This window comes from Agrobacterium rubi TR3 = NBRC 13261, from assembly GCF_000739935.1.
Classification (GTDB): domain Bacteria; phylum Pseudomonadota; class Alphaproteobacteria; order Rhizobiales; family Rhizobiaceae; genus Agrobacterium; species Agrobacterium rubi.
In genome coordinates this window covers 112617-132165 of record NZ_BBJU01000028.1, presented here as the reverse complement: position 1 = coordinate 132165, position 19549 = coordinate 112617, and the positions used below count along the sequence as shown (strand labels likewise).

Here is a 19549-nt window from a genome sequence, read left to right as displayed (position 1 = left end):
TATGACATGCAAGTTATCTTGCAGTACCCGTCTCGAACTTTGCAATGAGTGCGCCCAATCGGTCGAGCTTCGAAAGAGCATCCCCACCACGTCGTGCTGCCAAGGCAAGATTGATGGCGTTGCAGATCGCCATCGGCACAGTCAAGGTCTGAAAACTGTCTGGCATGCCTGCCCTCGGTGCCGAGAGAAGAACATCCGGCCGAGGCGTCAGCGAGGGGCCGATGGTGCCGGAGATCACCACGGTCGAAGCTCTAACTTGGGTCGCGATTTCCATCAAACGTGCATAGTCAGGTGGCTGCCTGCGGAATGCGAACAACAAAAGGGCATCTTTGTCCGACAGCGTCAGTATCTTTTCAGCTAGATCGCGTGGGCTGCCTGCAAGCGGTTGGCTATCGATACCCAGTCGCCGCAGACGCCGTTCCATCAGTACGGCAAGCGCTTCCGCATTGCCGTGGCCATAGATGAAGACGCGACTGCGGTCGAGTTTTTCGGCGGCTTCCAGAATACGCGCATCGGTGACGTGATCGGTCATCGCGGTCAACGCCGCCAACTCGCTTGCGACGAGAAGCGGCAGGAACCCTTGCGTCTTCGCATCGCTCAGCGTCGCGGAAATCCGTTCCGCCGGATCGGCGACTTTCAGAAACTCACGGCGCAACTCGTCGCGAAATTCCGCGTATGAGGAAAAGCCGAGTTTTCGCGCCAGCCGAGACGTCGTCGCTTCGTGGACGCCAAGCCTTGCAGCAAATTCGCTGGACGTGCCGAGTGCCACGTTTCGCGGTGCCTTCAACAACTCTGAGATCAGTTTTTGCTCGGTGGTTGTGAGATTGCCAGCAATCGCTTGAACGCGGTCAATTAGAGCCAGTGGAGCCTTTGTTTTTGACATCGCAATTCTCATTCCGGAGATGAAGCTTTCGTTGGGGCTAAACTCTCAAGGTCGGAAATGCAATATTGTTTATACCTCCTCATCGCATGACGTTGGAACGTGTGAGGCTAGCTGCTTGGCGTAGCCAGCTTTGGATCGGTATCTTTCAGGGCGGCCGACCTGGAAAATGCTCGGTCGTCGGTCCAATGCTCATCAAGACTTGAAATCTGCGTCCGCAATCCGATTTCAGTCAAGGCCTCCACATTTAGAGTCTCAGCCGTAGAGCCAGGCGTTCATGGTGATAGTTATGATTGATGATTGTTACGACCGAACGTCGAGAACTCGACGTCTCTCCAGTGCGATCTGAATCGCAGCCGTCCTATATGAGCGCGGCAAGCAGTCTGGTCCGCGTCGGCTCGCACATCTATGTTGTTGCTGATGACGATCTTACCTAGGAGTATTTTCCCCGAGGGACAATGAGCCGGGCCATCTGATCGGCCTGTTCGCAGGTGACTTGCCCATCATCAAAGCTGATCGAAAGCGCCAAAAGCCGGACCTGGAGGCGATCGTGTTCATGCCAGCTTTCGAAGACTTTCCATATGGGGCTCTGTTGGCTGTGGGGTCGGCATCGAGGCCAAACCGCGGCCGCGGTGTTCTCCTTGCCCTTGATCCGCAAGGTGCGCTCAGCGGTTCTCCCGAGCTAGTCGATATGACCCCGATGCTTGTCCCGCTTCATCAAGCTTTCGCCGAACTCAACATAGAAGGAGCAACCGTGGTTGGCGAGGAACTCCTGCTTCTTCAGCGGGGCAATAAGAAACACATCGAAAACGCGATTATCCATTATCCGCTGCTGCCGGTTCTCGAGGCTGTGCGAGGTCCCGGTACCGCCATCGCGCCATCCGCCAGTACGAGAGTGGATCTCGGTACGATCGAGGGTGTCCCGCCCAGTGCAAACGACTTGACGTAGCGTAGGAAAAGGCAGCAAGGCGAAGTCGAATACGTCTTCTTCAATAAAGAGGCGACCAATTAGCCCGAGAGAAGAACACAGCGATCGAACCGTCTGGCCGCAACGTCAGGGGCGGGAGCCATGACGACAAGGTCGTCGGCATCCCCGAAAACGCGGCCGGTCGCCGATCCTGCGCGGAGCCGGACAAGAACAATCCATTGGGACGGGTCGCTGAGTTCAGGCAAGTCCATGGAGACATCGTCAGTTACCGCCTCGTCTCGGCAGTCGATACCTCCGCGGATCGTTGCGTGACCGAGCATCTGATGGATTTGAGGCGTTCCCGAGCCTGCAAGCGGGCCGGTCGACGCACGCTCGAATGCCTCATGCGTATCCGTCAGGTCATCGAGCGAACCAGCCTTCATTTCCTCGATCTTCGTTTCGGCAGCCGCAACATCGAAGGATCGGGTTCGCCGGGGTCTTAGGCGTGCGTACGCCGTCGTTGCCCATCGCTCGTCCGACAGTGCGTCGAATTTGGTCCCTGGCGCGCCCACTGCCCAGACAGGATCAGGTGTATGCGCAAAGCTGAGCGTTCCGTCGCCCATCAATTCAGCCGTCACCAGGTCTCCTTCAGTATGCGGCAAGGTGCCCGTATGTGTATCGGGGTCGAAATCCGCGGCAATCGCGACTGCGGCGGCAGAGGCCTCGATGGTGGCTTCCGTCATTGGATTACGCACAAGAGACGCGCCGGGCGGCGTGTAGACGACATCGAGAAGCAGGGCATCGTCGTGCACGAAAAAGGATAAAAGACCCTCGTCCGGCAGAGGCTGCATCGGTCCGCACGCCGCCTTGATCTCGGCGAGGTTGATCTGCATCAGAAACGGATGACGCATTCCGCGCTCATTGCTCGGCCACACGCCCGCCGGCAGGTCAGGCCCTCCGCCGATACGGCTGGCAGCCGAGGGCGCCTCTTCGCCGAAAGGCTCTTCCACCAGCGCAACCGCGTCCGTCCAGAGCTGCGACACCGTCGCCGTGTCGCTTTCTCCAAGGGCTGCAGCGAAGCGTTCGTCCCAGACGATATCCGCAGCATCGGGATCGATAGTTTTGGCTCCTTGTCCTGCATCGATGGCCCGTATGGTCAGTTGGCGGATCTTTTCTTGGCTGTGAAACTGCGACCGCAGCGTTTTTTCGCCGATGCGATCACTGCGCGCTTGCAGACCTTGCATAAGCGCAATGAAACCCGTCTCGACAGCGTCTCTTTCGCTCGCTGCCGCGCGCCAGCCGAATGCCCACAGGCGATCGTCCCGACCCCGAACGATGGTCACACCTGCCGTCACGGACGGCCCGGTCCCCGTGCCGTAGCGTCCTTCGCGTCCAAGCACTTGAACGGGGGCTAGAGACCATTCGTCTGGACCGTTCGGCCCGATCAGATCCGCTGCAACCTCCGCGAACATCGCTTCGGCTTCCCATGGCCTGTCAGCATCTCGTGCGAACACGAAGAGCAGCGGTCGCTCCCACCCGCTCGGGTAAGGGTGCAGATTGAAGCGCTCGAGTTCACATGCAACGACGCCCGGAAATTCGACAGGTGCTGTGAAAACGAAGTCGCGCGTCATCCATCTGTTCGGTCGAACTCGAGATAATCGAGGCCAATCAGCAGGCCTCGCAAGAATTCAATAATAGCAGCAGCGCTGATCGCTCAGCCAAGGATATCAGACCGCCCTCGGTCGCCAGTTCCGATTGAGCAAAGACTGGGACGCACTGCGGATGGTATGTCATCCGCAGGCATTATCGAAACCCGGGGCTGAGGTGGCGATGACGAGTAGGATCCATTGTCTTACTCTGTCATCTGACTTTTTCCGGCAGGTTAGCTCTATCTGCCGCTCCCATCCTAGCCAGGACCGGCTCCGAAAAGGCCTGTCCCGACCAACTCAAGACTTTGACTCGAAAATCCTGACGCTCCTCTTCCGAGCCAAACACCCGTGAAGGCCATGGGTGCTAAACGGTTTTTGACATCCAGAAATAAAAAGTTCCGGCATCTTCCTCGATGGCGTAGAGCGAATCCCACGTACACGTAACGGTCTGACCCAAGACTGTGTAGCTGATGCCCGCTGCGTCCACGGTGGAGTCGACCGGCTTTCCGATAAGGCCGGCTTTCGCCAGCCGTCGGCGATACATGGATCTGAGCAGGGTCCTGCCTGGCGAGAGCAGCAGATAGCTGAGCCCGACACAGACGATGACTGTGGCTCCGACATAGATGGCGAACATGGCGAATTGGCCGCTCTGCCATTTGTCGCAATTGGTGATCAACGAGACGAACAGGCCTGCCAGGCCGGCCGACGCGACCGTCACGCCAGTGGGCAGCAACTGACGGGACCTGTGCAGGATGTCGAGATGGTCATCGAGTTCCAAGGAGAAGCTTTTCCGAAAAGCGGACTCGTCAGCAGACCGCCAGATTTTTGGAACCGAGTTATGGGGCGGCTGTTGTGACATCCTCACTCCAAATTGTGCGACCGTCGCGGGCTTTTCAACCCGCACTGGCCGTGCCGCGGCGACTGCCCGACCAGGTTTCTATAGGACGATACAATGATTCCGGCAATCAGCATGGATGTGAACGCCTATCCCGGGCATACTCGAGACATCCACTTCGTGGGTTGCGTGATAGACTATTTTGAACGGAGACAACGGAGATCGGTGATGGTGCAGGTTCGGATTTACGCGATATCGTTGGCGGCCGTGGTGGCGATGTCGATGCCCGCAACGGCGCAGGTGCCGTCTGAATTGGTGCAAGAGTTCACGGCCTTTATCCTGCCTGCCTATCCGCTCTATCTTGCGCAAGGCGGGGCCTGGGAGAGCGATCCCAAGCAGTTGGCCATCCTGGCCGGAAAGGCGGCGGCGGGTCTCGCAGCGGTGGCACCATCCGATTGTAACGCAGAACGCCTTCGTCGGGATTTTTGCGGCCTGCATGTATTCGTGCAACCGTCGACATCGATGGCGCCAACATTGCTCGAACGCGAAATGGTTGTCCGGAAGGGCTATGCCGAAGGCGAGACGCCGAAGCGGGGCGACATCATCACGTTCGAAACCGTGCAGAATTATACCGACAAGCCCACGACCTACGTCAAGCGCCTGATCGGCCTGCCCGGCGAAACCGTCGAACTGCGCGACGGCGTGGTGTTCATCAACGGGGATGCCCTTCCGCAGGCGCGGATCGATGGCGCATTCAAGGATATTTTCGACAAGGATGTGAGAGTGTTGGAGGAAACCGCGCCCGGCGGGCGGCGCTACCGGATTGGAATGAGTGATGCACCTTCATCCGTCGGCATGGACAATGCAGGCCCGTTCGAGGTGCCGGAAGGCCATTACTTCGTCCTGGGTGACAACCGTCACAACTCGGCCGACAGCCGGTTTCCAGGACAGATGGGGGAGAACGGGTTCGTCTCCGCGCAAAGCGTCTCGGGACGGATCGTGACGATCATGGTATCGAAGGATAAGGCTCGTATCGGTCTTGCCATTGACTGAACCGGGTGGCCTCGAACCCACCGGGCGACGTAAGCTTACCGCCTTTGACACAGCACCGCATCCCCGTCAGCACAATGTTCGCAGCAGCTCACGCAGGCCTTCGTGGCCGACGACATTCGCGGCATCCGAGTGGGTGAACCACTGCCTTGCTCTAAGCCCTTGCTCGGGATAGGCGTCATCAATCGAGCTGACGGCAAGCCGATGGACAATCACCCTGTAGCGGTTGGGGCTGCTCTCTTTCGAATAGACGAATGATCCAGCGATCGTATCGGATATTTCGCCTCGGATACCTGCCTCTTCAAAGGCCTCACGCGCCGCAGCTTCATAAGACGTTTCTCCAGGCTCGATATGACCTTTCGGCAAGCCCCATCGTCCACTGCGCCGACTTCCGACAAGAAGGATTTCCTGCTCGCCTTTGGGCGATACACGAAGACAAAGAGCGCCAGCCTGTTCAATGATAACGCCGTGCGTGTCATGGCTATTTTGTTGGGTGGGGCGTCTCATTTTTATGTCCGTCTCATGTTTACGCGGCCTTGCTACAGTCATAACGATTACAGGAAGATGAACTATACCGACCTGACGGGCGTTCAACAGTCAAGCATTACACCAAGGAGCGTGGCATTGGCTGAAGTCGAATTGAAACTTGAAATTGATGCTGCCGGTTTCGAGCGTCTTATGTCATCGAACCTACTTGGCGATCCCGATGAAACGGTCCAACAGACCTCAACCTATTTCGACACCAGTGACAATGCATTTTTTGCGGAAGGCTTCACGCTCCGGATCCGAAAGGTCGGCGATGCGAGGACGCAAACCGTGAAGGCGACAGGTCCAAGCGCCTCGATCTTCGCACGGAGCGAATGGGAAACCGCTGTCACCGGCGATACCCCGGTGATTGATATGACAAGCCCCTTGATCAACGAGTTCGGCGACCAGGCAAACAATGTCTGGCCCAAGTTCGACGTCGTCAATGAGCGGCGGATCTGGAACGTCACAGAGAACGGTTCGAACATTGAGGTCGCACTCGACCGGGGATCGGTACGATCTGTCGACCGCGAAGCCCCGATCATCGAGCTGGAGTTGGAACTTAAGGACGGGAAACCGGAGGATCTATTCTCCCTGGCCCGAAAGATCGAAGGCATCGTACCGGTCCGGTTCGGGGTCCTGTCGAAAGCCGAGAGAGGGTTTCGTCTGCTGGAGGCCGAGCGCGCTGTCGTCAAAGCCGATCCGGTCGAGTTGGATCGTGGGGCTAGTGCCTGCCAAGCATTCCAGACGATTGCCTCCTCGTGCTTCCGACAGTTTCGTTTGAATGAGACAATCCTGCGCAGCAGGAGAAACGAAGACTCGCTGCACCAGGCTCGTGTCGCGCTACGACGTCTCCGCTCTGCCATCACCCTGTTCAGGCCGATGCTGCAGGATGACGAGGCGAAAAGACTATCGGCCGAGTTCCGGTGGCTGGCTGACGTTCTCGGGGAAGCGAGAAATATCGACGTGCTTCTGCCGAAAGCCGAGGCAGGTGAGCTGCGCGACACTCTCGCCGAAAAAAGAACCGCCGCCTATGACAACGTCATCGAGGCACTCGACAGCTCTCGGGCGCGGGCGCTCATGCTCGATTATAATGAGTGGCTTCACTGTGGCGACTATTTGAGCGATGCGGCGACGACAGACGCGCGCGAGCGTCCAGCCGGGCAATTTGCCGGCGAGGCGCTCGACAAGGCGCGCAAAAAACTCAAGAAGCATGGTCAGGATCTGTCTGGCGTGGACGATGAGCATCGTCATGAGGCTCGCAAGGATGCGAAAAAGCTTCGCTATGCCGCGGAATTCTTCCGCTCTCTGTTCCCTGACAAACGAGGCATGCGGCGGTACAAGCGTTTCGTTGTTGCGATGGAAGCGCTGCAGGACGAGCTCGGCGCTCTGAATGATTTGGCAACCGGCCCTGAGGTCCTCGACGAGCATGGTTTGCGGGGTCTTGCCGGAGCGGATGACCTGATCGTTCATGCCGACAAGGCGAAGCTGATCAGAGCGGCTCAAGAAGCGCTGGACGACGTCCTCGATGCCAAGAGGTTCTGGCGCTGAGAGCAAGGGGAGGTGCTTATGTCACAGACAATTCTTTTGAAACGGGTGTCCGCAGGCGTGCTTGATGTCGCATATTATGAGGCGGGGCCATCGGACGGGATCCCGACCATTCTTCTTCATGGCTTTCCCTACGATGCTCATGCCTATGATGAGGTGGTGACCAATCTTGCTGGCGCTGGCCACCATTGCATCATTCCATTTTTGCGTGGCTACGGCCCGACCCGGTTTCTGTTACAGGAAACGCCGCGGTCAGGGGAGCAGGCGCGGATCTGCTAGCATTGATGGACAGCCTCTACATCGAAAAGGCGATCCTCGGGGGCTACGACTGGGGTGGCCGAGCCGCCTGCATCGTCGCTGCCTTGTGGCCCGAGAGGGTGATCGGCCTTTTGAGTGCCGGTACGGGCTACAACATCCAAGACATCGCTGGCGCCGCCAATCCGGGAAAGCCGGATCAGGAAGCACGCCACTGGTATCAATATTACTTCCACACAGAGCGCGGTCGCAAAGGCCTAGACGAGAAGCGGGCCGAGATAGCTCGCTTTTTATGGAAGACTTGGTCGCCGTCCTGGCATTTCAGTGACGAGACGTTCGAGCGAAGCGCAGCCTCGTTCAACAATCCCGACTTCGTAGATGTGGTGATTCACTCCTACCGCCATCGCTATGGCGTCATTGGAGGCGATCCGGCCTATGCAGAAATCGAGGCGAGACTAGCGCGCCAACCCGATATTGCGGTTCCGAGCATTGTGGTGCTTGGCGCCGACGATGGTGTTGATCCTCCTTCACAAAAAGACGAGGATACTCAAAAGTTCGCCGGGTTCTACGACCGTCGCGTACTGCCTGGGGTCGGGCATAACGTGCCGCAGGAAGCGCCGACGAGTTTCGCGGATGCTATCAGGAAACTAAGCGAGGGGAATTGAGTAGCGCGCCGGGCACGCACTATGATTGCTCAACCAATCAAGGTCAAACACGTCGCCAACTGTGCCTGCGCTTTCGCAACAAATCGTGCAGATGGTGAGCCATTCGGGGCCGGCCGGAGCCGCTCGCCGCCCTCTGGCCCGACCCTCTCTTAGGCTCGATTTTCTGCCGAAATTCCAGCCAGTCCAAGACACATCCTGGGAGCAAGGTCACTGGGACCGGTGGCGCACCGTCGCTCGGTGTGAGACAATCTTTTAAGGACTAAAGCACACTGACGTTCTCAGCCTTCGATTTGCCGGTTTTGCGGTCCTGACCAATCTCAAAGCTGACCTTGTCTCCTTCACGAAGAGAGCCACCTCGCTGCAAGGAAGACACGTGTACGAAGACATCCTGTCCGCCGCTTTCGGGCGTGATGAAACCAAAACCCTTGTCGTCGTTGAAAAATTTGACGGTACCAGTCGGCATGGTCGCTCCTCTTGATTTCTGCGGTATGGCCGCAACGAGTTGTCATTTTACAACGAGATGAGTGGCTCATCAAGAACCGGGAGACCTCAACAGAGGAGTTCGATCAGGCGATCACCGAATGGCTCGCATTCTCTGGGATTGGACAGCGTTCTCAGTTTATAACGCCAAGTTATCGCCAGTCGAACCCAGTTCACTGCACACTAAGCTTCTGTGATTTATCTGATCATTCATTTTTCATTTGGTTTAAACTTAGCGGTTCGACAGTTCGACTCCATTCAAGACCAGCCGTTCCGATTGTCAGCAGGTGCCGCCATTGAGACATCCTCGACCAACCCTCTGTAGCCCTGAACCGCCCACCGTATGTTGTGACGACAAGCGGTATCACTCGTCACCGGGCACACCATAAGATGGCGCAGCCACGGGATTAAGAGCTCGTGTCACGTAGTCTTGTGCCTGCGGCTTGTAGACCTCCCAAGCACGGGAAACCGCTGCGATAGGGCAGCCCTTCTCGAGCCAATCGATCCGCAATTCAGCATATGGCCAGATTTCCTTGTCTACTATCAACAGGCCTGCAGATCGGACTGGACCTGCTTCACCGCCCGCGTTGACTGCTGCGCTGAGCGCGGCGATCAGCCGGTCTCCCAAAGCACCCGGAGTCACCTCGAAGGACTCAATCATCGCCTTGGGCACGCTGTCATTGGCCAAAAGATTGCCGGCGGCAACACACTGGCGACCCGCCGCCGAGGTCCAGGTTCCAAGAGCATTGGGGCCCGAATGAATGGCAATGCTACCCTGCGCATCAACCGCCAACAACTGACGATAGCCTGGAAACTCATCGCTCTGTCTCGCCGTCGCTACGGCGTCCGGTGCGCTCGCACCTTTAGCAAGTTCGTCGAGCATTCTCGGTCCGAGCGCAGGATTGGTGACGTTCTGCGTCGCGACGGCACCGATACCAGCACGCGCCCAGGCGCAGCGGGCGGCTACGGCAGGAGAGGAAGACGATATCGCTACACCGAACTGGCCGGTCTGCTCGCAACGAGCGACGATGGAGAAGGTCATGGGAACTCCTGTATCAACGTGATGGGATGTCGGCCGGTCTGTAGTCGGCATCGGTGTGTCAGGATGCCGTCGACCAAAACGTTTCAGTCGGGGATGACAGCCGTCGCATCGATTTCCACCAGCCATTCCGGCCGTGCCAATGCAACAACGACGAGGCCGGTGCAGACCGGGAAGACGCCTTTGATATACTCGCCCATTGTGCGGTAGACCGCCTCGCGGTGGCGAACGTCGGTCAGATACACGACGAGCTTAGTGACATGCTCCATCTGCCCGCCAGATTCCTGCACCAACTGGCGAATGTTCTGCATTACCTTGTGGGTCTGCTCGACCGGATCGTGGCTATCGATGTTCCTAGCCGTATCCAGATCCTGCGGGCACTGGCCACGCAGAAAGATCATCGTGCCGCGCGCGACAACGGCCTGGCTGAGGTCGTTATCGAGCTTCTGCTCGGGATAACTTTCCTTGGTGTTGAACTTGCGAATGCGCGTATGTGCCATTCTTTTCTCCATCGGATTGTTCATGCGGGGGATGCCGGTAGGTCTCTACCGGTCGATCAGGGTTGCGGCGCGTAGGCGAGGTAAGTGTCCTGGATCAGGATGTGGTCAACCACATGCTTGGCATCGTGCCAGACACCCCAGATGAAGCTGGAACCGCGGCCGGAGAGCCATGGAAGACCGAGGAAATAAATCCCTTTTTCGGTAGAGACACCGCGCTGGTGTTTAGGATGACCGGCCCCGTCGAAGGCGTCGACCTTCAGCCAGCTATAGTCCGATGTGAAACCTGTCGCCCAGATGATGGTGCGAACGTCGGAATCGCGTAGGTCCAGATCGCGCAGCGGGTTGGTGACACAATCGACCTTGGGTCCGAGAATACGCGCATCGGGTTCCGGCGGAAGATCGAGTGCGTTGCGGGCAACGAATGCATCTGCTTCGTCGAGCAGCGACAGGTAGTTCTGGTCACCGCGATCAAGGTTGTGGGCAAGATCGTTCGCAAAGGAAAGCGATCCGTCGCGGTAGGCGACAGTCATGCCGACGAGCACCATGCCTTGGGATGCCAGGCGGCGAAAGTCGATTGTCCGACCACCGTGGGCGCCGCTGACGGCAATGGTCACATGCTCGGAGCCGGGAGCCTGCGCCTGCGCATCCCATTTGCCGAGAACGCCGAGCCACCACACAAAATCGCGGCCGCGGTAGGCGCGGGGAGGGCGATCATGCGGACCGACGGAAAGATAGACCTTGCGGCCGGACAGCATCAGTTCCTCGGCAATCTGCACACCCGATGAACCGGCCCCGACGACCAGCACGGTGCCTTCTGAAAGCTGGGACGGATTGCGGTACTCGCTGGAATGCATCTGCCTGACGCCAGCATCCGCAGGTACAATCGGCGGGATGCTCGGCTTTTGAAACGGTCCTGTAGCGGCAACCACGTTGAGGGCCTCGATCACTCCTTGGGTTGTTTCGACGCGGAATCCGGGACCACTCTCAAGTCGCTCGACCGCTGTGACATCAACACCGCAGCGGATCGGAGCCTTGTGCATATCGGCATAGGCCGCAAAATAATCGGCGACGCCATCCTTCGGCACGAATGCGTCCGGGTGACCCGGAAAATCCATGCCCGGGAAACGGTCGTGCCAGGCCGGACCATTGGCAACCAATGAATCCCAGCGCATCGAACGCCAACGCTCGGCAATGCGGCCGCGCTCAAGTACGATGTAGTCAACGCCATTTCGGCTCAGGTGTTCGCTGATGGCCACGCCTGCCTGACCAGCTCCGACGACCAGGGTATGAATTCTCTCGACTGACATGCATTCGTCCTTTTCTGTTTGGCCAAAGACCTGCCGATCGGCATCAGCGATTGTTCCGCTCTAGCGAAAGGTTGGCATTCAGAAAATTACGATTTGCTGCAGCATTGGTTAGGATTGCCGAAAGCAGGGCCGCCAGCCTTTGCGACTGACGGTAGAGCGGGCAAAGGGAAAACATTTACATTTTACCGAGCGGCAAATAGTAAGTTTGCTTGCGCACCCTTTCGTATCGGCATCCGTTGACCCGGCGGTCGTCGGGAGCGATATCTGGATCGGGGCCTCACATGCGTTTCACACTGCGTCAGCTGGAATATTTCATTGCCACGGCCGAAGCTGGCTCGATTACACTTGCGTCTGATCGCATCCATGTATCGCAGCCTTCGATCTCGACCGCGATTTCGCAGCTAGAGCTCGAATTGAACACCCAGCTCTTCTTGCGTCGCCATGCGCAGGGCCTGTCGCTCACCCCGGCCGGCCAGAAATTGCTGCTGCAGGCCAAGGCTGTGATCGAGCAGGTCCAGAACCTCTACACGACCGCATCCGAGGCAACGGACCAGATCCGCGGAACGCTGTCACTTGGTTGTCTTTTGACCTTTGCACCCATGTTGCTGCCGGAAGTGAGCCAAAGCTTCAAAGCTGCCTATCCAGGCGCAATTGTCCGTCCGACAGTCGCGGATCATCGTACGCTGCTGGCGCGGCTGGAGCGTGCCGAGCTGGATATTGCACTCTCTTACGATCTGTCGGTTCCCGAGGGTTTCGAGTTTACCCCCCTTGCCGAACTGCCTCCCTATGTGCAGGTCGCAGAGACCGATCCGTTGGCGGAACGTTCTGCAATCTCGCTTGCCGAACTGGAGGAGCATGAGTTCATACTGCTCGATCTGCCCCTATCCCGGGATTATTTTCTAGGGCTTTTCGCCGCCGCCGGTGCCAACCCGAACATTGTAGCGCAGATCCAGCATCAGGAAGTCATCCGCACGATGGTCGCCAGCCGTTACGGTTACACGCTCGCCAATGTCCGGCCCAAGAACAAAGCCGCCCTGGATGGTCGGCGGCTTGTCAGTCTGCGTTTGTCAGGTGAGCATAAACCGATGCGCATTGGACTGATCCGTGTCAACCAGCAGGTCTCCACCCGGCTGGTGCGGACTTTTGAAGAGCATTGCAGCAATCTGATTTCCGACAACTACGTGCCCGGCATGGAAGCCCCGATCCTCAACCTGCGTCGGACAAGCAAGAGCTAGGCTCGCTTTTTTCAAAGCATCAGTTTTGATTATCCTATTTTTCTTTTTGATCGCCGGCTGACAGTGTGCGCCAAACACCGCCTGTCCAGCGGTGAATGCCCGCATCACGGAGTCCAGAATGCAAGATAAGAAACAGTCCGCAAACCAGACGGTCGCATCAATTGTTGAAAAGATGACCAACCATGAAAAGGTCGATCTGCTTTCCGGTTTCGGCATGTGGAAGACGGCAGCGGTTCCCGCCTACGGCATCAAGCCGATCGTCATGACCGACGGCACCTACGGGGTACGCTATTCGATCCCGCAGATCGATAGCGACGAGCGCGGCGGTATGGATCTCGATGCCTTCCTGTCGGTGGTCAACCAGCGTGCCAGCGACGTCGCCATCGCCTGGGGCGAAATGAAACCGGCAACCTGCTTCCCTAACGGTTCGGCGATGGGCAACAGCTGGGACGAGGGGCTGATGCAGCGGCTTGGCGTCCTGCTTGGCCAGGAGTGCCGCGCCATGGGCGTCCATCTGCTGCTCGGACCCGGAATCAATCTGCGCCGGACGCCACTGGCCGGACGCTCCTATGAATATTATTCGGAAGACCCGCTACTCACGGGAAAATTGTCGGCAGCTGTGATCGAGGGCATCCAGTCGCAGGGTGTTGGAACCTCGCTCAAGCATTTTGCCTGCAACAATTCCGAGGTCGAGCGCACGACGATGGACAGCGTTATTGAAGAGCGTGCGCTAAGGGAAATCTACCTCAAGGGTTTCGAGATCGCCATCAAACAATCCAGGCCCTGGACGGTCATGTCCTCCTACAACCGCCTGAACGGCGTTCAGGCCTCGCAGGATCCTTGGCTTCTTAACGAGGTCCTGCGTGACGACTGGGGGTTTGATGGCGTCGTCGTCTCCGACTGGCACGGCATCAAGGACCGTCCGGTCTCGCTGATGGCCGGTGGCGATCTCGACATGCCGGAAAGTCCGCGCCGCAAGGCTGATCTTCTCGCTGCACTCGACAGCGGCGCTGTACCGGCCGAGGTCGCGGACCTGTCATGCCGTCGGATGCTCGCGATGATCGATCGCTGCAATGAAGGCGCCAGCCAGCCGGTGCCAGTCTACACATCCGAGGAACATCATGCCGAAGCGCGTGCGATGGCCGCGGCCTCGATGGTTCTGGTGCGCAACGAAGGTCTGTTGCCCATCCGGCCGGAGATGAATACGATCCTGGTGGTCGGTCGCGACGCCGGAACGCCGGTGATTCAGGGGTCCGGTTGCGCCACGACGATCCCGACCATGGTGGACCAACCGCTGGAACAGCTGGAACTGGCGCTGGGCACAAGCCACGTCCTGACATTCCGCGAAGAAGCCGATACCGAGACCCTGGCGCTTGCGCGCAAGGCGGATCTGGTTCTGGTCTATACCTCGACCGAAGGCGCCTATGACGGTGAAGGTTCAGACCGCACCACGCTGGCGCTTGGCCCCGGTCAGGATGCGATGATCGCAGCTCTCGCCGAAGTTTCGGAAAAGGTGGCGGTCGTGATCGCCTGCCCAGATGCGGTGGAAATGCCGTGGGTCGACGCGGTGAAGGCGGTACTCGTCACCTTCTACTCCGGCCAGGCCATGGGTGGTGCCGTTGCCGACGTACTGACCGGCAAGGTCAATCCGTCCGGCAAGCTGTCCGTGACTTTCCCGAAGCGTCTCTCCGACGTCCCCGGCTTCCTGCATTATCCGGGCGAAAACGGCGTTCATGTCTATGGCGAAGGCATCCATGTCGGATACCGCGCCTACGATCTGCGCGAGACAGAGCCGTTGTTCGCCTTCGGCCATGGCCTGAGCTACACCAGTTTCGCTTACTCTGACCTCAGCCTATCGTCCGCTGAAATTGGTTTTAAGGATGAACTCACCGTTGCTTTTACCGTCACGAATACCGGAGACCGGACGGGAGCCGAAGTGGCGCAACTGTATCTACAGGCGGCCAGCAATCGCCTCAAGCGTTCGCCGCAGGAACTCAAGGGTTTTGCCAAGCCGGTGCTGGTGCCGGGCGAAAGCAAGCGGATTGAAATCGCCATCAAAGGGTCTGATTTGGCGATCTGGGATCCGGCGCTCGGTCGCTGGGTTTTGGAAGGTGTCCAAGCACGGCTGGTGGTCGGTGCCTCTTCGCGCGATCCGATGCTGTCGGCTGAGCTGACGATCAAGCCTTCGGTCCTTCCTTTCCGTCGCATCGCCTACGATACCCAGCCGGCTTACGTCCTACCGAACACGATCGCCTGCGACCATATCTGCAACTACCTGACGAACCGCTGCAATATTTCGAAAGAGGATGCAATGCGCATGCTCAACCATTGCTCCAACTCGTTCTTCGGCATCTTTACCTCGCTTGAGCGCCGTCTTCGCGTTTCCATTCCGGAAGTCGACGTTGCGGGTCTCATCGTCGAAATCAACACGGCGATGGACCAAGCGGAGTCAGCATTGTGAGTTCCACGCAGGAATGGCTGGAACGGCTGGTGGCGCATCCCACTGTCAGTTCCGACACGAACCTGCCGCTGATCAACGAGATCGAGACGGCGCTGACGGATGCGGGTGCCATCTGCGAGCGATTCTGTGATGCGACCGGCCAAAAGGCAGCGCTTCTGGTCCGTCTGGGCCCGGACGCGCCGGGAGGGCTTATGCTTTCTGGACATGTTGATGTGGTGCCGGTTGAAGGTCAGGACTGGACCGTTCCACCGTTCAGCCTGACCCGCATGGACGGCAAACTTTACGGGCGCGGCACGACCGACATGAAAGGCTTTGTCGCGTCCGCCGTGGCACTGGCTCAGACGACCGATGTTAAAAGCCTAGCTGCGCCGTTGTGGCTCGCAATCTCCTACGATGAGGAGATCGGCTGCGTCGGCGTCCGGCCGATGCTGGAGGAAATTGCCGGGCGGAACATCCTGCCGGACCTTGTCGTCGTCGGAGAGCCGACGTCGATGCAGCTTGGTCTCGGCCACAAGGGCAAGATGGCTTTCAATGTAAAGGTGAGGGGCGTTCCACGCCATTCCGCTGAAGCCCCGCTGGCACTCAATGCCCTTCATATCGCCACAGACTTCATATCGGGCTTGCGGAAGTTGCAGGACGAGATCGAGGTTCGCGGCTCGCGCGAACCCGGCTATTCGGTACCATACGCAACGGTGCATGTCGGCAAGTTGTCGGGCGGAACCGCAGTCAATCTGGTTCCGGATCAGGCGGAACTGCTGATGGAATGCCGCATGATGGCGGCTGACGATCCTCTGGGTCTGGTCGAACAAATCCGAAAAGCGGGTGCCGCAGCCGTCGCCCCGCATAAGGAACGTTTCAGGGAAGCATCGATCAATATCGAGATCACCGGCAACTATCCGGGACACTCGATTGATGTCGGCCATCCAGTCGTTCAGGCTTTTGCTTCATGCTTGCCGAAGGGGGCAAGGGTCTGCCGCGTCAGCTTTGGTACCGAGGCGGGGTTGTTTGCGCAGGCGCTTGACGTTCCCGTAGTAATCTGTGGTCCTGGCAGCATGGATCAGGGGCACCGTCCGGACGAATTCATCGAGGAAACGCAGCTTGCCCTTTGTGATGCCGTACTCGCCGACGCTCTCATTCGGTTTTGCGCAAGCCGTCGGCCGCTTGCTTCGCATGTCCCAAAGCAGATGCACGGAAAAATGTAATTTACCGAAGCCGCTGCGGCGGGAACAGTAAAGCTGACGAAGGTCAAATAAAACGCCGGAGGGTAAAAATGAATAACAATATGTCACGCCGTGGTTTCATGAGGGCGACTACCGGGCTTGCTGCGGTGGCGCTTGCAGCTCCGGTCATTCTGAAAGGTAACCGCGTATTTGCTGGCGAAACACTGGTCGTGCGCGATATGGGCGGCGCCTTTTACGATGGTTTCAAGGTCGCCTTCTACGACACTTTCGCGGCTGAGACGGGTGTCACGATCCAGACCAACACCAACGAGCCTGATCCGATCCCGCAATTCAAGATGGCGATCGATACCGACACCAAGCTGTTCGATGTTGCGCTAATGACGCCTGAACACGTGCTGCGGATCCGAAAGCTTGGCGACAACTACATGTTGCCACTCAACATCGAGGTGCCCAACAAGGCCGACTTTGCGCCGCACACGTTCGAAAAGGATTTTGCTGGCGTCGCGATATTTGCGCTCGCTATGGCTTATCGCAAGGATACCGTAAAGACGGTTCCGACCAGTTGGGCCGACTTCTGGAACGTGGAAGCTTTCAAGGGCCGTCGTGGCCTGTGGCGCAGCCCGGTTACGACGCTGGAAATGGCATTGCTCGCGGACGGTGTTCCGCTCGACAAGCTCTATCCGCTCGACGTCGATCGCGCATTCAAGAGCCTCGACAAGGTCAAGTCCAGCATTGACATCTGGTGGACTTCAGGCGCTCACGCGACCCAGCTTCTCCAGAACGGCGAACTGGACATGATGTCGACCTGGTCGACCCGCGCCCAAGCAGCCATCAATGCCGGCGCACCGGCTGGCATTGTCTGGAACGGCGGCCTGTTCAACATCGACGGGTGGACCATCGCTGGGAACACGCAGAAGGCCGATCTGGCCCGCAAGTTCATTGAATGGTGCCTGGATGCCAAGCGCCAGGCCGCCTATACGGACATCCTTGCATGCGGTCCGACGAACATGAAGGCTTATGAACACCTGAGCGCTGAAAAGGCGCAGCTGCTGCCGACGGCTCCGGATAACATCAAGGGTCTCGCAGTTCTGAACGCTGGCTACTGGTCAGAAAACCAGGATGCTCTGACCCAGCGCTTCGAGCAGTGGATTTTGAGCTGATTTCCAGCGGGACCAACCATCTGAGCTTAAGCCCCGCTTTTCGGCGGGACTGCATGTCTGACAATGGATGGCTCGGTTCTGCCCTATGCAGAACGGGTCATTTCAACAAACGGGATTTTCATGGCTGAATTTGCCGCCCAAGATACCTTCTCACGGAAGCGCCTTCGGGCGGATAGCCTCTGGCTGACCCTGCCGGGGCTCGCCTACATGGCTCTCTTGCTGATCCTGCCGGCTGGCGCGCTGATCTGGCAATCGTTCGTCGATCCGAAGTCCGGCGCTTTCGACCTGAGCGTTTATCGGCAAATGTTTTCCGCTGGCGTTTACGTGAAGGTGCTTGCCAATACCTTTTCCATCTCGGCGCAGGTAACCTTCGTCTGCCTACTGGTCGGCTACCCGATCGCCGTCTGGCTCGCCGGCATGGACGAGCGTCGTCGGCGTTTGGCCATGTGGCTCGTGCTGCTGCCCTTCTGGGTCAGCCCGCTCCTAAAGAATTTCGCCTGGATAGTCCTGCTTGCGCGTAAGGGCATCGTTGCGCAGATGCTGACTGGCATGGGTTTTGATACCCAACTCGACCTCCTCTACGGCCGCGGCGCGGTCATCTTCGGCATGGCCCATGCCATGCTGCCTATTGCGATCCTCACCATGCTGCCCACAATGTTGTCGATTGATGGTCGCCTGATTCCTGCCGCCATGACCATGGGTGCCAGCCGAAGCCAGTCCTTCTGGCGGATCTTCGTGCCACTCTCGATGCCGGGCGTTGCGGCCGCTGGCCTGTTGATCTTCGTGATGGGACTCGGCTTCTTTATTACCCCGGCTCTTCTGGGGTCGCCACGAGAAACTGTCATCGGCCAGATGATGATTACCCAGGTTCAGCAGCTGTTCAACCTGCGGCTTGGCGGCGCCCTTGCAGCTCTTCTCCTTGGCGTGACACTGATCACCATAGCCGTCTATGATCGCTTCTTCGGCATGTCGGCCGCTTCAGGCCATGGGGTGGCAACCAGGCGCGGCGGCGTTATCGGCGCCATTGGCGGCGCGGTCATCGAGATCGGTGCTGTTGTCAGTGATTTCGTCGCCAACCTGTTTCCCGCCCGCCTTGGACGTGGCGTCTTCACGACGTTCGTCTGGATCGTTATCGCGATCCTGATCGTGCCAGTGCTGGCATTTCCACCCATGGCTTTCTCAGGCTCGAGTTTCCTCGAATTTCCCCCGAAGAGCTTCTCGCTTCGCTGGTTCCAGACCTATCTGAGCTCCGACCAATGGATGGGAGCAACCACCCGTTCAGCCGTGATCGCAATCATCACCGGTGTCGTCGCCACCATAATCTCGGGCATGGCAGCCTACGGGCTGGCACGCACGCAGCGAAAGGCTGGCGGCCTGATCTTCCTGTCGTTTATGCTGCCGATGATTGTTCCCAATATCGTTATTGGTGTGTCGCTGTTCTACGTGCTGGCAAAGGTCGGCCTGATCGCGAGCAATACCGGCATCATTCTCGGTCACACGCTTTCGGCCATGCCGATCGTCTTCGTCATACTGTTGACCACGTTCCGCAGTTTCGACTGGCGTCTTCTGCAGGCGGCGGGAACGCTCGGCGCGAACGGCTGGCAGCAGATCCGTCTCATCCTCTTGCCACTTATCAAAGGTGGAGCCATCGCAGCCTTTCTGTTTGGCCTGCTGCACTCGTTCGAAGAGCTCACCATCGCGCTATTCGTCGGTGCTGGCGTCAAGCAGACGCTGCCCAAGCAGATGTGGGACGATATCATTCTCAGCATTTCCCCGACCCTTGCTGCGGCTTCGGTCTTCATCGTGGCGGTGGTGACAGTACTCTTCGTCATCGCTGAAAAGGCGAGGCCGCGCTGACATGCGCAACGCCTC

General features: G+C 58.3%; 17 protein-coding genes and 1 pseudogene. 10 read left to right on the top strand and 8 right to left on the bottom strand.

What is annotated here, in order from left to right; translation table 11 throughout:
* Nucleotides 1-13: 13 nt before the first annotated feature.
* Complete coding sequence (locus tag RRU01S_RS21680; RefSeq protein ID WP_081880159.1) at nucleotides 14-883, bottom strand: MurR/RpiR family transcriptional regulator; 870 nt, start codon at nucleotides 881-883, stop codon at nucleotides 14-16.
* A gap of 439 nt (nucleotides 884-1322) precedes the next feature.
* Between RRU01S_RS21680 and RRU01S_RS21675 the strand changes: the two are divergent.
* Nucleotides 1323-1829: pseudogene (locus RRU01S_RS21675) on the top strand (DUF6910 family protein); the annotation flags it as partial.
* A gap of 59 nt (nucleotides 1830-1888) precedes the next feature.
* Here RRU01S_RS21675 and RRU01S_RS21670 read toward each other — a convergent pair.
* Entirely contained in the window at nucleotides 1889-3418 is a 1530-nt protein-coding gene (locus RRU01S_RS21670) for a DUF1963 domain-containing protein (RefSeq protein WP_045232293.1), read from the bottom strand.
* A gap of 382 nt (nucleotides 3419-3800) precedes the next feature.
* Nucleotides 3801-4214, bottom strand: a complete 414-nt coding sequence (locus RRU01S_RS26555) for a hypothetical protein (RefSeq protein WP_234901987.1) — start codon at nucleotides 4212-4214, stop codon at nucleotides 3801-3803.
* Between the two features lie 285 nt (nucleotides 4215-4499).
* Here RRU01S_RS26555 and lepB point away from each other — a divergent pair, with 285 nt between their 5' ends.
* The gene (gene lepB / locus RRU01S_RS21660; RefSeq protein ID WP_052816192.1) at nucleotides 4500-5324 is read left to right on the top strand and encodes a signal peptidase I; all 825 of its coding nucleotides are present in this window, start codon (nucleotides 4500-4502) and stop codon (nucleotides 5322-5324) included.
* A gap of 66 nt (nucleotides 5325-5390) precedes the next feature.
* On the opposite strand, the gene RRU01S_RS21655 is transcribed toward lepB, so the two are convergent.
* Nucleotides 5391-5828 carry an NUDIX hydrolase gene (locus RRU01S_RS21655; protein WP_045232322.1) on the bottom strand — a complete coding sequence of 146 codons (438 nt, stop codon included), beginning with the start codon at nucleotides 5826-5828 and terminating at the stop codon, nucleotides 5391-5393.
* Between the two features lie 117 nt (nucleotides 5829-5945).
* On the opposite strand from RRU01S_RS21655, the gene RRU01S_RS21650 reads away from it, so the two are divergent.
* The 3 genes from RRU01S_RS21650 to RRU01S_RS21645 are packed head-to-tail and all read left to right on the top strand — an operon-like array spanning nucleotide 5946 to nucleotide 8314.
* Complete coding sequence (locus tag RRU01S_RS21650) at nucleotides 5946-7397, top strand: CYTH and CHAD domain-containing protein (RefSeq protein WP_234901986.1); 1452 nt, start codon at nucleotides 5946-5948, stop codon at nucleotides 7395-7397.
* Between the two features lie 18 nt (nucleotides 7398-7415).
* The gene (locus RRU01S_RS26780) at nucleotides 7416-7673 is read left to right on the top strand and encodes an alpha/beta fold hydrolase (protein WP_327787161.1); all 258 of its coding nucleotides are present in this window, start codon (nucleotides 7416-7418) and stop codon (nucleotides 7671-7673) included.
* Nucleotides 7583-8314: an alpha/beta fold hydrolase gene (locus RRU01S_RS21645; RefSeq protein ID WP_327787162.1), complete on the top strand. Its 732-nt coding sequence runs from the start codon at nucleotides 7583-7585 to the stop codon at nucleotides 8312-8314. The genes RRU01S_RS26780 and RRU01S_RS21645 overlap by 91 nt, the downstream gene beginning before the upstream one ends.
* A 259-nt stretch (nucleotides 8315-8573) precedes the next feature.
* Here the strand turns inward: RRU01S_RS21645 and RRU01S_RS21640 are convergent, their stop codons facing one another.
* From RRU01S_RS21640 to RRU01S_RS21625, 4 genes are all read right to left on the bottom strand, one after another.
* A complete protein-coding gene (locus tag RRU01S_RS21640) occupies nucleotides 8574-8777 on the bottom strand; it encodes a cold-shock protein (protein ID WP_045232292.1) in 204 nt (67 codons plus the stop codon).
* Between the two features lie 381 nt (nucleotides 8778-9158).
* The gene (locus RRU01S_RS21635; protein WP_045232291.1) at nucleotides 9159-9836 is read right to left on the bottom strand and encodes a DUF1028 domain-containing protein; all 678 of its coding nucleotides are present in this window, start codon (nucleotides 9834-9836) and stop codon (nucleotides 9159-9161) included.
* A gap of 83 nt (nucleotides 9837-9919) precedes the next feature.
* On the bottom strand, nucleotides 9920-10333 hold the full coding sequence (locus tag RRU01S_RS21630) for a RidA family protein (protein ID WP_045232320.1): 414 nt from the start codon (nucleotides 10331-10333) through the stop codon (nucleotides 9920-9922).
* Between the two features lie 56 nt (nucleotides 10334-10389).
* Entirely contained in the window at nucleotides 10390-11640 is a 1251-nt protein-coding gene (locus tag RRU01S_RS21625; protein ID WP_045232290.1) for a flavin-containing monooxygenase, read from the bottom strand.
* Nucleotides 11641-11921: 281 nt separating this feature from the next.
* Between RRU01S_RS21625 and RRU01S_RS21620 the strand changes: the two genes are divergently transcribed.
* The 5 genes from RRU01S_RS21620 (at nucleotide 11922) to RRU01S_RS21600 (ending at nucleotide 19534) form a co-directional block, all read left to right on the top strand.
* A complete protein-coding gene (locus tag RRU01S_RS21620) occupies nucleotides 11922-12875 on the top strand; it encodes a LysR family transcriptional regulator (protein WP_045232289.1) in 954 nt (317 codons plus the stop codon).
* A gap of 118 nt (nucleotides 12876-12993) precedes the next feature.
* A complete protein-coding gene (locus RRU01S_RS21615; RefSeq protein ID WP_045232288.1) occupies nucleotides 12994-15336 on the top strand; it encodes a glycoside hydrolase family 3 C-terminal domain-containing protein in 2343 nt (780 codons plus the stop codon).
* Nucleotides 15333-16538, top strand: a complete 1206-nt coding sequence (argE, locus tag RRU01S_RS21610; protein WP_052816190.1) for an acetylornithine deacetylase — start codon at nucleotides 15333-15335, stop codon at nucleotides 16536-16538. The genes RRU01S_RS21615 and argE overlap by 4 nt, the downstream gene beginning before the upstream one ends.
* Before the next feature lie 68 nt (nucleotides 16539-16606).
* Nucleotides 16607-17677, top strand: coding sequence for an ABC transporter substrate-binding protein (locus RRU01S_RS21605; protein WP_045232287.1), 1071 nt, complete (start codon nucleotides 16607-16609; stop codon nucleotides 17675-17677).
* A 120-nt stretch (nucleotides 17678-17797) separates the two neighbouring features.
* Nucleotides 17798-19534 (top strand): ABC transporter permease subunit, encoded by a 1737-nt coding sequence (locus RRU01S_RS21600; RefSeq protein ID WP_045232318.1) that lies wholly within the window; start codon nucleotides 17798-17800, stop codon nucleotides 19532-19534.
* Nucleotides 19535-19549: the final 15 nt, after the last annotated feature.

Excerpts from the sequence above, each read along its gene's own strand:
- RRU01S_RS21635 (WP_045232291.1), bottom strand. The coding sequence starts at position 9,836 with ATGACCTTCTCCATCGTCGCTCGTTGCGAGCAGACCGGCCAGTTCGGT.
- RRU01S_RS26780 (WP_327787161.1), top strand. The coding sequence starts at position 7,416 with ATGTCACAGACAATTCTTTTGAAACGGGTGTCCGCAGGCGTGCTTGAT.
- RRU01S_RS21620 (WP_045232289.1), top strand. The coding sequence starts at position 11,922 with ATGCGTTTCACACTGCGTCAGCTGGAATATTTCATTGCCACGGCCGAA.
- RRU01S_RS21670 (WP_045232293.1), bottom strand. The coding sequence starts at position 3,418 with ATGACGCGCGACTTCGTTTTCACAGCACCTGTCGAATTTCCGGGCGTC.
- RRU01S_RS21615 (WP_045232288.1), top strand. The coding sequence starts at position 12,994 with ATGCAAGATAAGAAACAGTCCGCAAACCAGACGGTCGCATCAATTGTT.
- RRU01S_RS21655 (WP_045232322.1), bottom strand. The coding sequence starts at position 5,828 with ATGAGACGCCCCACCCAACAAAATAGCCATGACACGCACGGCGTTATC.
- RRU01S_RS21625 (WP_045232290.1), bottom strand. The coding sequence starts at position 11,640 with ATGTCAGTCGAGAGAATTCATACCCTGGTCGTCGGAGCTGGTCAGGCA.
- RRU01S_RS21640 (WP_045232292.1), bottom strand. The coding sequence starts at position 8,777 with ATGCCGACTGGTACCGTCAAATTTTTCAACGACGACAAGGGTTTTGGT.
- RRU01S_RS21630 (WP_045232320.1), bottom strand. The coding sequence starts at position 10,333 with ATGGCACATACGCGCATTCGCAAGTTCAACACCAAGGAAAGTTATCCC.
- RRU01S_RS21600 (WP_045232318.1), top strand. The coding sequence starts at position 17,798 with ATGGCTGAATTTGCCGCCCAAGATACCTTCTCACGGAAGCGCCTTCGG.
- RRU01S_RS21680 (WP_081880159.1), bottom strand. The coding sequence starts at position 883 with ATGTCAAAAACAAAGGCTCCACTGGCTCTAATTGACCGCGTTCAAGCG.
- RRU01S_RS21605 (WP_045232287.1), top strand. The coding sequence starts at position 16,607 with ATGAATAACAATATGTCACGCCGTGGTTTCATGAGGGCGACTACCGGG.
- lepB (WP_052816192.1), top strand. The coding sequence starts at position 4,500 with ATGGTGCAGGTTCGGATTTACGCGATATCGTTGGCGGCCGTGGTGGCG.